The 11,589-nt window shown below is 50.5% G+C and carries 8 protein-coding genes; 5 read left to right on the plus strand and 3 right to left on the minus strand.

Annotation, left to right across the window (positions count from 1 at the left end; all coding sequences use genetic code 11):
- Window positions 1-111 precede the first annotated feature (111 nt).
- Window positions 112-1,755 (minus strand): Na+/H+ antiporter, encoded by a 1,644-nt coding sequence (locus ACLO87_RS02890; protein WP_430222734.1) that lies wholly within the window; start codon window positions 1,753-1,755, stop codon window positions 112-114.
- A gap of 126 nt (window positions 1,756-1,881) precedes the next feature.
- Between ACLO87_RS02890 and ACLO87_RS02895 the strand changes: the two genes are divergently transcribed.
- Genes ACLO87_RS02895 through ACLO87_RS02910 form a run of 4 tightly spaced genes read left to right on the plus strand, consistent with a single transcriptional unit; the run spans window position 1,882 to window position 6,492 of the window.
- Window positions 1,882-2,148 (plus strand): YtcA family lipoprotein, encoded by a 267-nt coding sequence (locus ACLO87_RS02895; RefSeq protein ID WP_135864971.1) that lies wholly within the window; start codon window positions 1,882-1,884, stop codon window positions 2,146-2,148.
- A 5-nt stretch (window positions 2,149-2,153) separates the two neighbouring features.
- Complete coding sequence (gene mdtN / locus ACLO87_RS02900) at window positions 2,154-3,212, plus strand: multidrug transporter subunit MdtN (protein ID WP_430222735.1); 1,059 nt, start codon at window positions 2,154-2,156, stop codon at window positions 3,210-3,212.
- On the plus strand, window positions 3,212-5,044 hold the full coding sequence (locus tag ACLO87_RS02905; protein WP_430222736.1) for an FUSC family protein: 1,833 nt from the start codon (window positions 3,212-3,214) through the stop codon (window positions 5,042-5,044). The genes mdtN and ACLO87_RS02905 overlap by 1 nt, the downstream gene beginning before the upstream one ends.
- Window positions 5,041-6,492 carry a TolC family protein gene (locus ACLO87_RS02910; RefSeq protein WP_430222737.1) on the plus strand — a complete coding sequence of 484 codons (1,452 nt, stop codon included), beginning with the start codon at window positions 5,041-5,043 and terminating at the stop codon, window positions 6,490-6,492. The genes ACLO87_RS02905 and ACLO87_RS02910 overlap by 4 nt, the downstream gene beginning before the upstream one ends.
- 50 nt (window positions 6,493-6,542) lie before the next feature.
- Here ACLO87_RS02910 and ACLO87_RS02915 read toward each other — a convergent pair whose 3' ends face one another.
- On the minus strand, window positions 6,543-7,937 hold the full coding sequence (locus ACLO87_RS02915) for an amidase (RefSeq protein WP_430222738.1): 1,395 nt from the start codon (window positions 7,935-7,937) through the stop codon (window positions 6,543-6,545).
- A 31-nt stretch (window positions 7,938-7,968) separates the two neighbouring features.
- Window positions 7,969-10,071, minus strand: a complete 2,103-nt coding sequence (locus ACLO87_RS02920; protein ID WP_430222739.1) for an LTA synthase family protein — start codon at window positions 10,069-10,071, stop codon at window positions 7,969-7,971.
- 198 nt (window positions 10,072-10,269) lie between these two features.
- On the opposite strand from ACLO87_RS02920, the gene ACLO87_RS02925 reads away from it, so the two are divergent.
- A complete protein-coding gene (locus ACLO87_RS02925) occupies window positions 10,270-11,466 on the plus strand; it encodes an amino acid aminotransferase (protein WP_135865252.1) in 1,197 nt (398 codons plus the stop codon).
- Window positions 11,467-11,589: the final 123 nt, after the last annotated feature.

Here is an 11,589-nt window from a genome sequence, read left to right on the forward strand (position 1 = left end):
TGTGATCAATTTTTGATCAGCACATAGCTAGCCAACGTCGTTGTTAGCGTTGGCGCTATTACCCCCGCTTTGTCCTCAGTGTTATACACAGGGGCGGGGGATAACCTACTTTTATCCCAGACGCATCTCGTTCATATCTAGGCGATGAGTCATTTCACGTGCAAGTTCATCAGAGATCTTCTGTTGTCTGGCGAGCTTAAAAATAGTGCTGCGAGCCGCGTGTAGAGCGGCTTTGGTTAAACGCATTTCCATCTCGTATTGTTGGCGCGTCACGCTTTGAGTGTCGGATTGATCTGGACTGCCTAAGGCTTCATGCAAATTATCGAGCACACGTTGTAGGGTGTCTTCACCATGATGCTCAAAGAAGTCGTGATACAGCTCCTTTTCTTTTTCCACAAGGGTGGCCAGAATTCGGTTGGCTTCGTCGTGGGCGCTATTCCAGGCAAGTAAACGTTGTTCTTCACGCTCGGTGTACTGGGCTTTAGCCTGATTTTTTAGAAAATAGGGTAGGGCAATGCTGGCTGAGATCAGTGAGACAATAATTACACTGGCCGCAAGGAAAATAGCCAAGTCTCGGGCGGGGAAAGGGGTGTTAGGCCCTAAAGTTAGGGGCAATGACATCACACCAGCTAAGGTGACAGCTCCCCTTACCCCACCAAATGAAATCAACCACAATACGCGTGAGCTTAATTGTTCTGGCAGGTTTTGGGGGCGATAGCGTTTGGGCAGCTTATTTAATACCCACAAGATGGCAGCTACCCACACGAATCGGAAAAGCGATAGCACTATACAAATGACCAAGGCATAGAGCAGCATCCAACTCGGGTTTTGGTGGCCGGTTTCGCGAACCACGTCCATCGCACCGTGGAAAATCCCCGGTAACTGCTCGCCCAGTAACACGAACATCGTACCGTTTAGGGTGAATTGCAGCATGTCCCATACGACGTAGCGGCGTACGCGAGTCATTGCGCCTTCTAGACCAGACAGGTCGGAGTGTGCCAAGGTAATACCAGCCGCTACGGCCGCAAGAATGCCTGAGGCCTCTAAGTGTTCTGCCAGCATGTAAGCACAAAACGGCATCAGCAGGCTAAAGAGTATTTCTGAACCCGCTTCTTCCCCATAGCGTCTGATGAATTGATTGCGAACGAAAATCAGTGCGCGGGCAATCACCACACCGGCTAACAGCCCTACGATGGCTACCCATAAAAAAGACAGGGTGGCTGATGACAAGACAAAGGTGCCAGTCGCCGTCGCGGCTACCGCCAACCTGAAGGCCACCAAACCACTGGCATCATTAAATAGTGCCTCGCCTTCTAAGAGCGACATGATGCGTTTAGGTACGGGCAGTTTGCGCGTGATCCCGGATACCGCTACAGCGTCTGTGGGAGACACAATAGCTGCCAAGGCAAACGCCACTGGCAAAGGCATGGCTGGGATCATCCAATTGATCAAATACCCGAGGCCCAGAACCGTAATCAGCACCAAGCCAAAGGCTAGATGGAAAATGCCTAACCTATCGCGACGTAGGCTGTCTTTGGGAATACGCCAACCATCCATAAACAAGAGTGGTGGCAGAAAGAGGAAAAAGAAGATATCTGGATTAAGCGTAATTCCCTCATTAAACACGCCCGAAATCAACATACCCAAGGCTATCTGAATAAGCGGCAACGGAAAGGGAATGGGTAAAACCCGTAATATGGCACCGCTAATTAAAACTGCAATAAAAATGGTCAGAATAAGACTGATCAGTTCCACGGTTTTTCCTCTGTTGTCTTTATTCTACTGAAAGCCTAAAGGGGCATCGTTTGATCGATGGGGGCAGTGTTACTATCTTGTTTGCATTTTACGAGTTTGTCGTGTCCTGGCTCAAAGGTATTGTGAATGAAACCCCTTAAGCTGTTGTTTCTTTTTTTTATAGCCACCTTATCTGGGTGTGGCCAGGCTAGAGCACCATCTTTTCTTTTATTCGGCTCGTATTTCCCTTCTTGGTTAATAGGCGTAGGCGTCTCTATTCCTATCGTGCTGCTGATTAGAATGGTGATGATACGTACAGGCATAGAAGAATATATACCTGCACGTTTATTGGTTTATGTGTCCATGGTGGTGTTGTGCACCATGGCGTTCGCTTTTATTTATTCTCCGCGTTGAACGTTATGGCTGATACCAGACAGCATCCTGCAAAAAAAAATCTGGCACGGGTAATCGCTGTGCTGGTGGTCGCCCTGGCAGTATTCATTGGTTATCTTTTTTGGGGTTTTCTTAAAAATCACCCTGTATCAGAAGATGCCACCATTCAAGCAGAGATTGTGCATATTAGTTCTGCTGTGCCAGGGAAAATCATAGAACTGAATGTGAAAGAGGGTGATCGCGTCACTAAAGATGCGGTGTTGTTTCGTTTAGATCCTGAAGTCTATGAGTTGCGTGTGCAGCAAGCTAAAGCCGAAGTGGCTGTAGCGACGGCAACCTTGGCAACCATTAAACGTCATATACGCGCTGAAACCTCTAATGCGTCTATTGCCGATGAGCAAATACGCCGGGCACAGACGAATTTAGAATTAGCGAGCCGAACCGTACAACGTTTACGCCCTTTGGCTCAAAAAGGCTATGTGACCAAACAAGAATTGGATACGGCCGTAACGGTAGAGCGTGATGCACGTGTGAGCCTAACCCAAGCCCAATCGCAAGCCGAAGCGGCTGAAGCGTTGATTGGTGAAACAGCCGCCGCCGAAGCGACCTTGGAAGTTGCACAAGTTGCCTTGGCGTTAGCTGAAAAAGCGTTGGATGACACTGTTATACGAGCCCCTAATAATGGTTTAGTAGTGGGCCTGCATGTGTCGGAAGGCGAGCGCTTGTTGCCTGACCAATCGTTATTCACGTTGATTAATTCTGATCACTGGTTTGCTACGGCGTACTACCGCGAAACCGATTTACCCGCCATAGAGTTGGGGTCGTGCGCGACGGTCTATACCATGATGGCGCCTAAGCGCACTATAGAAGGTAAGGTGGTAGATATTGGCTGGGGAGTAAGCACCGAAGACATGTTGTCGCTACCGCGCTCATTGCCTTTTGTTCAGAAGTCACTGAACTGGGTTCGGGTGGCACAGCGCTTCCCCGTGCGTGTCCAATTAGATAACCCTCCTGCTGAATTAATGCGCATGGGAGCATCTGCCTCCGTCTCTATACGCTCTGGCGATGCGTGTCAGGAGCACTGATGTCGGCAGCACTGTGGCAAGCCATCAAAGCAGAGCTAGTACCTTTTGAAGGTAGGCTAGGGATGGCGTGGCGTGTAGCGGCGATTTGTTCGCTCACCGCTATGGTGTTCATGATTTATCAAATACCACTGGTAGCGATTGGCTGCTATTTAGTGCTGTTTCTGATTCGCCCCAATACTGCTGAAAGTATGCTGATGGCCATTGGCATTTGTGTGCTGGTGTCGTTAGTGGTGGTGATGCTGTTCATGTTGACCCGGCTGGCTGTAGAAAGCCCGTTGTGGATCATGACCATTATTGCAGTGGGCTCGTTTGTCTTTCTTTATTTAGGTGCCGCCAGCAAGCTAGGGCCGGCAGGCAGTATTTTGGCCTTAGTAGTGGCATTCATTATGACGCTGGTGGGCTACGTACCTTTTGGTGAAGTCGCGACCCGCGCCATTTTGTATGCATGGTTAATGGCGCTGACCCCCATGGGCGTCTTGTTAGCCTTCTTAGCGGTGGTAGGGCCTTCGCCACGCCGGTTGACCCGCCAGCGATTAGCAGAGCGTTTGCAGTTGATTGCTACCAGCCTGCGACAAACAGCTGATCCGTCAGACTTAGAAACGGCTTTGCGTGAGGGCAATGATTTCCTCACTAAAACCATTATTTTTGTGAAGCTCTTTAGTTTGAGCCCACGCGCCGAACTGCAGCGCATACAAGCACTGCAACACAATAGCTATCAGTTGTTATTAGCGTGTAAGGCTCTAACACGATCATCACAGCGTGATGCAGATAGCGCCGAGTGGTTGGCACAACGTTGCGAGGCATGGGCTGCTGCCGTGTTGTGTGGTGAAGCAGCCGAAGATGCCACTGTGCCGACGTTGCAACTGCCTAATAGCGCCTGGCAACGTATCGCGTATTTGGTAGAGCATGTGGTGGAGTCTTTGCCACCAAAAGAAAAAAGCCCTACGTCGGGTTTCTTTTTGCCGGATGCACGAAGCAATCCTACCTACCAGTATTACGCGCTGAAAACGACCGCAGCGGCCATCATTTGTTATCTGGTGTACACCGCTTTGCAATGGCAAGATATACACACCGCCATGATTACCTGCTACGTGGTGGCCTTGGGCACTACAGGTGAAACGGTACACAAGCTGACTCTACGTATCGTGGGATGTTTGATTGGTGCAGCGTTAGGTGTAGGCTCGCTCTTATTGTTGATGCCATACATGACGTCCATAGGCGAGCTGATGCTACTGGTGTTTGCAGGTACCTTATGTGCCGCGTGGGTGTCAGTAGGCTCTGAGCGTATTTCATATGCTGGCGTACAAATTGGCCTCGCATTTTTGCTGACGGTACTACAAGGTTTTGGGCCGGATGTAGAGCTGTCGGTAGCGATGGATCGTATTCTAGGGGTGTTGCTGGGGAACGCCGTGATGTATGTGATGTTTACGCGGGTTTGGCCGTGGAGCACCACTAAAGCGGTAACGCAGCGTTTACAGCAGTTGCTAGGTTGGTGGCGAGAAAAAGCCGCTGCGCAGCCTACATGGCAAGCATCGCAATGGCAGGATGTGGGTGAGTACATTGTGGGTGAAGTGGCAACGGTAAGAGAGCAGTTGGTGATGCGGCACTTTGAACCTACTGCCTTACGCCCCGCTACACAGCAACAGCAGGTATTGCTAACTATGCCCGATGCCTTAGAAGCGTTGTATTTGCAGGCAGCCTTCCCGCAGCAAGACATTACGGAACAACAGGCAGCCGAGTTAGTGCAGGCCTTAGAACAATTGGATCAACAGCTGTTGGATAGCGCAACGGACGATGTGGGCTCGTTGGCTATGGCAAAGGGACAAGAATGAAAGAGCCATTACGTACAACGGCACTGAAACGAATGACGGTGATTACACTGGGGGCGCTGCTCAGTGGCTGCGCGTACACCAGCATAGAGCGCGCACCGGAACAGCATGATAAGCCGTGGCAGGGAAATAGAAGCATGGTGGCTTCTATGGTTTACCAACCTGCAGGGGTAACGCTGCAAGAAGGGCACGAGTACGGCTTGGCTGAACTTATAGATTTAGGTCAGCGCAACAACATGGAAACGCGACAGGCGTGGAACCGAGCACGTGAGGCAGCGTTGTCAGTGGGCTTGGTAGAAGCCACCTTTTTGCCGGTGTTAAGTGCCAACGTGATTGCAGGGCATCAGCGTTCCTCTAGACCATCCCCCTTAGCGAATCTGGGGGGCGGTGATCGTATCCGTACCTCGGTAGAGGGCGTGGTACCTGCCTTAACCCTAGGGTGGTTACTGTTTGACTTCGGTAAGCGTGAAGCCTTGTTAGAAGGGGCTGAACATATCTCGTTCGCGAGTAATGTGCTGTTTAACGCCGTGCATAAAAAAGTCATACGTGATGTGACGGATCAGTTTTATCAATACAACACGGCCAGACACCGAGCACAGTTAGCGCAAGAGGCTCTGAAAAATTACCAAGCAGTAGAAGACGCGGTGACGGCGCGTTTGAACGCGGGTGTGGCGACACGTTTAGATCTGGTGATGGCGCAGCAGGCCGTAGCTCAAGCCAAGTTGTATGTGGTGACCAGCCAAGGTCTAGAGAAAAATGCGTACCTGACTTTGTTGAAAGTGGTGGGTGTGAACCCCGCCGAACAGGTCAATATTGCTTCAGCGGTAGATCACCGTTTACCGGCACCCGCTGACCCCATGACAGAACAGGTATTACAGAAAGCCATCCTGGAGCGGGACGATGTAGCGGCAGCATATGCGGCATTAAAAGCCGCAGAAGCAGGCGTTAAAGTGGCTAAGGCTGACTTTATGCCTAGCGTCTTTATGGGCGCTGTACTCGCGAAAAATCGCACACAGTTTGATGTGCAAGACCTACCTATTCCTTTACCTGGGTTAACCAACCGCTCTACTTCTACTGGGGTGTTGGTGGGTGTGAGCATCCCTATCTTTGACGGTGGCTTGCGCAGTACCTTATTGAGTAAAGCAGAGATCCATAGGCAAGAAGCAGAAAACACTTTGCAAGCGTTGCAGCGTGATGCATTGCGTGAAATTATCGCTGCTGAAACCATGTTGGACTCAGCATTACAAAGCTATCAAACCGCGACCGATTTAGTGAACGCAGCAGAGACAGCGTATGACGCTGCATTGGATGCTTACCAAGTAGGTGTGGGCACCATTACCATGGCAACCGAAGCAGCCAGTGCCGTGCTGCTGGCCAAGCAAGCGCAGGTGGATGCGCACAGTGCATCGTTAATCGCTGCGGCGAACTTAGCCTTTGTGATGGGTGAATAACAAAACAGGCCGCATGATGCGGCCTGTTTGTTGTGAGTCATGCGCGACGGTTACAGCGCTGGAGTACCTAGAATCTGCTGGCCTGTACCCAGTTGTTTTTCTATGGCACGACCAATAGATAACAAGCGTCGTTCTTGTCTATTTGCGCACATCAACTGCAAGCCTACAGGTAGGCCCAAGCTGTCTGCACCTACCGGCATACTCAACGCACACAAATCCAGTAAGTTAGCGATAGAGGTATTGCGCAGTGTCAGCAGGTTAGCGTGGCGGTACGCATCGGTTTGGCGCATCGCTTCAATAGTAGGTGGGGCAATAGCGATAGTGGGAGTCATCACCACATCTACCATTTGGAATAGCGGTTTAACTTGCTCAGCACCCGTGCGCAACACGCGGCGTCGGCGCAGGTATTCGTTAGATGTCATGGTGCTGGCGGCCTCTACACGCATTTGCACCATAGGGTCTAAACGGTCTAACCACTCAGGCAAGCTGTTGTGCAACAGGTCGGACAGCTCAGGCGCACCTAATCCACCCACTTTAAACACGTCATACACCTCATTGCAGTGAGGAATGTGTACAGGTACTAAGGTGGCGCCCCATTGCTCGAATTTGTTTAAGGTTTGGCGTATGAGTTGTTCAATATCGGGCGATACGTCATCCCAGAAGAAGTGCTCCGGTACACCAATGCGCAAACCTTGTAGGTTGTGTAAGGTTGGTACTGCGCTGTCATCGTGATTAATGCGGCTATCCATCGCGCAGAAAGCAAATGCTAAATCCTCTACGCTACGTGCTAGCAACCCGGGGGTGTCCAGAGTAGGGGATAGCGGCACAATATGCTGGTTTGACCACAACTGAGCACTCAGTTTCAACCCGGTTGTACCGGTAAACGATGCTGGTATACGTACCGAGCCAGCGGTGTCTGTACCCAGTGCTAACAACGCACTACCTTGCAGCAAACTTACTCCTGCACCAGAGCTAGAACCGCCAGGTACACGGTGCTCACCTTGTACAGACCATGGGTTAACGGGTGTACCCCAGTGGGCATTTGTTCCTATGCCGCCAAAGGCAAATTCCACTGTATGGGTTTTGCCGGTAATGGGGGCGAGCTGAGACAACAAACTACGTACCACAGGACCTGCTTGTTGCCAGTTGCTGGGCAGTGCATGAGAGGAACCTGCAAACACAGGCATCTCAGGCACGCCGTACAAGTCTTTGACGGATGTAGGAATCCCCATCAATGGACCCAGATCAATACCTTGTTTAAGCAAACTATCAATGGCGTCAGCTTGTTTCTGTGCGGCTGCGCCATTCCAGTGTTTATAGGCTTGCAACACAGGTTCGTGTTGGGCATAGTTTTGTGCGCACGCTTGCATCAAAGTGTGGGCGCTGAGCACGCCATCGCGTAGCTGTTGGTGCAAAGACTGTAAGGAAGCTGTCTGTGTGGTCATGGGTAGTCTCGTATTCTGATTGTTGCTGGTATTAGTGCTTATGCTGCGTAGCCGAAATAGCTTGATGGCGAATGCGCCAGTCGCTCAGTGCTAGGCAAGCCAACTGACGTTTTCCTTGTGCCACGAGTTGGGCTGAAGGGGTGTCAGTAGGTTGTAGTTCACCACGCTCATTCCAACTCAGGTAATGGGGTTTCCACAAGTTGCTGATGGCACCCTCACGACTGATGGAGACACCTCGCCCGCCATCTGATGAGGATAACGATACTGCCGTGGCTTCTGTGGGTGACGGCGTATACAAGTCGCGACCGGATGAGCGGGGGAGCGTTTGAGCAGGTAAAGAATGCGCCCATAGTGTTGGGAATATGTCTTGGTGACTGCTCCACGCGTGTAGGTCCACAGGCACGTCATCGTCTCTGTAAGCAGTAGGAATGTAGAACAGGATTGGCACACCAAACTTATAGGCCAGTTTTGTGTTGTCAGGGTAGGCGAACAATGTTCGGCCGTTGTGATCTCCTGAGGCAGCAAACAGCGTGTGATCCAGCAATTTTTGCTGCTCTAGAGTGTTGAGGAACTCACCCAGCGCATTGTTGGCATACTGGTAAGTCTGCAAAATAGATAAGCCGGTGGCGGCATCTGTAGCCATGTCTGAGCCCAGCGCAGCCGTATCCAATGCTGCCGGTGTGTAGTGGGCAGGAATGCGATAAGGCGGGTGATTGGTGACAGACAGCATAAACAGCATGACTTTTTCACCTTGCTCATCAGCGTCTTTGAGCAGTTCGGCCGCATATTTGAACATCCACTCGTCATCTAAGCCCCATGTGTGGGAAGACGCATCAGGGAAGCGCGTGCGAATGTCGTTTTCGTCGTGTACTTCATCAAAGCCTTGGCGTAGCAAAACGGTGTTCAGTTGTCGCCAGCTACCAGGGCCTGCCGTCAAGAAGATGGTGCGGTAACCTGCATCTTTGTAAGGCTTGATACGTGAGGTGTCGTAGCTTTGATAACCATAGCGGCTTTGCGTAAGCGGCGAGATGGGCGTGTCTAGCAGCACTGCTTCTAGGCTTGGGTGTGTACCGTTATCAGAGGAAATAGCATGGTCAAAGTAGTCAGCTTTGCCTTCTACCCAAGGACGCAATTGACCCAAAACGTCGTTTTGTTTGGGGTCGTCATAGTCCATTAGATGGCGTCCCCATGACTCCATCAGCGCTACCACAACATGAGGTGCTGGAGTATCGGTTGTGTACGTGGCAGGGTATTGCTGAAATAGCAAACTGGTATCGTCGATGGCTTGGGTAGGGTCTGCATAGCATTGTTGAGCAGCCTCTTGCCACGTAGCAAAGCCTGCTAAGCGTAGGGCTTTATCAGGATCTTTACCCAGATCGTTGCTGCTACGTTCTTTACGAGCTAAATCCAACGCATGTAGCCCACTGGGCACCATACTATTCACAAACGCATCCTGTGAAACCGTCATGTGCATGCTGCGTAATGGAAACTTGCCTATGCTGCCACGTCCCAGCAAGACCAATACTGCAACGCTACCAATCACTAGCACAGCTAAACCAGCGGCACTGCTGTGTGAAAGAGGATGCGATAGTCGGTATTGCCCCCACCGTTTAGCCAACCACCATTGCATGCTGCTACCAATCAAGATTAGGGCTAGCAACGAAATGACAGGGAAGTCTTGCCACATGGTTTGCACAACGGCAGAGGTGTCGTCTTCAGCAAAACCGAAGATCAAGGCATTGATGGGGCCTTGGTAAAAGGTGAAGTAATAGAAGTTCACTGCGCTCAGCAGATTCAGCGCTACCAGCAATACAAAGGCGTAAATCAGGAAGAAGGCGTAAAAACCTTTCCAAAGTGTTGCTGAGACCCTATAAAACACCAAGCTGATCAAAATAAAAGGCCCCATTAGGATGGCCAAGAATTTAAGATCAAAGCGTAGACCTATCCAGAATGCGCGCCCCACATCTGCTTGGAACAATGAAATGTTGGCGGGCCCCTGAAAGTACAGTAGGGCAAATCTGGCCAGTGCTAATCCTAGTACAGCCAGCAGTATCAGCATCCATACAGTGCGAAACAGGCAAGACCAGCGAGTACGGAAAGTGTGGTTGGGTGAAGCGTGAAAGACGGTGCGCATGAAGTGCAGGAGGCTATTTTAGGTTTGAATATGTTGTCTGTATGCGATGGATACAGTATAGCTGGGAACTGTGCGGACAAATGGCCCCTTGCATGAGTACAATTCACTAAGATGTGGTTCTATGATAATTGCATCGGTTTTATAGCAAGCGTTCCTGATTGAATGATGTGAACGCATGAATCCTGAGGATTTTCAATAATGTTTGAACATATTGACGCATATGCTGGCGATCCTATCTTTAAGTTGGTTGAGCTGTTCCAAGCTGACCCACGTAAAGATAAGGTGAACCTGACTATTGGCCTTTACTATGATGAAGAAGGGAAAATTCCCTTACTGGCATCAGTCCAGGAAGCGGAGAAGCGCAGCGCGGCGTTGAAAAAGCCACGAGCGTATCTGCCTATGGAAGGTCTGGCTAGCTACCGTCAGGCTGTTCAGAAGTTGTTGTTTGGTGCTGACAGCGTTGCTGTTAAAGACGAGCGTGTTGTCACCGTGCAAACGCTGGGTGGTACGGGTGCACTGAAAATTGGTGCCGACTTCCTGCACAAAGCATTTCCTGCTGCTGAAGCACGTGTGAGCGATCCAGCTTGGGATAACTACTACGCAGTGTTCCAAGGTGCTGGCGTGCCTACGTCGTCATACCGCTATTACGATGCTAAAACTCAAGGCTTGAATTTCACAGCCATGATGGAAGACATCGCCGCGTTGCCAGCACACACTATCGTGGTGTTGAACCCGTGCTGTCACAACCCTACTGGTGTTGATCCTAGCGCAGAGCAATGGGCTCAGTTGATCCCTGTGCTGAAAGAGCGCAACCTGATTCCATTTGTGGATATCGCTTACCAAGGTTTTGGTCGTGGTCTGGAAGAAGACACTTCCGTTATTCGCAGCATGGTAGATGCTGGCCTGACTTTCTTGGTTGCTAGCTCCTTCTCTAAAAACTTCTCTTACTACGGCGAGCGTTGCGGTGCATTGTCCATCGTATGCCAAAGTAAAGAAGAAGCGAACCGCGTACAAGGTCAGTTGAAAGCCACGATTCGTCGTGTGTATTCCAACCCACCTACACAAGGTGCTCAAGCGATTGCCGCCGTGTTGCAAGACGCTGAACTGTTCAAACAGTGGGATGCTGAAGTAGCTGAAATGCGTGATCGTATTGCGACCATGCGTAAACTGGCTCATGAAAAGCTGAAGCAAAAAGCACCGAACTATGACTCCAGCTACTTTGTGGATCAGTTCGGTATGTTCTGCTACACCGGTTTGACCAAAGAGCAAATCCTGCGCTTGCGCGATGAGTTTGGTGTGTACATGCTGGAATCCGGTCGCGTTTGCGTACCTGGTTTGAATAGCGGCAATATCGATTACTTCGTGGACGCTGTAGCCGCTGTAGTAGCACCGTAAATACCAAAAAGGTACATGGTGCTGTATGGCGCAAGTCTATTTTTAAGGCCCATTTCATGGGCCTTTTTTTTGCCTGTCGCATTTAGGGCACTGTTACCGCAAATGTGACAAAGTTTTAATGGT

It is taken from the genome of Paenalcaligenes sp. Me52 (genome assembly GCF_050487965.1).
GTDB lineage: Bacteria > Pseudomonadota > Gammaproteobacteria > Burkholderiales > Burkholderiaceae_B > Paenalcaligenes.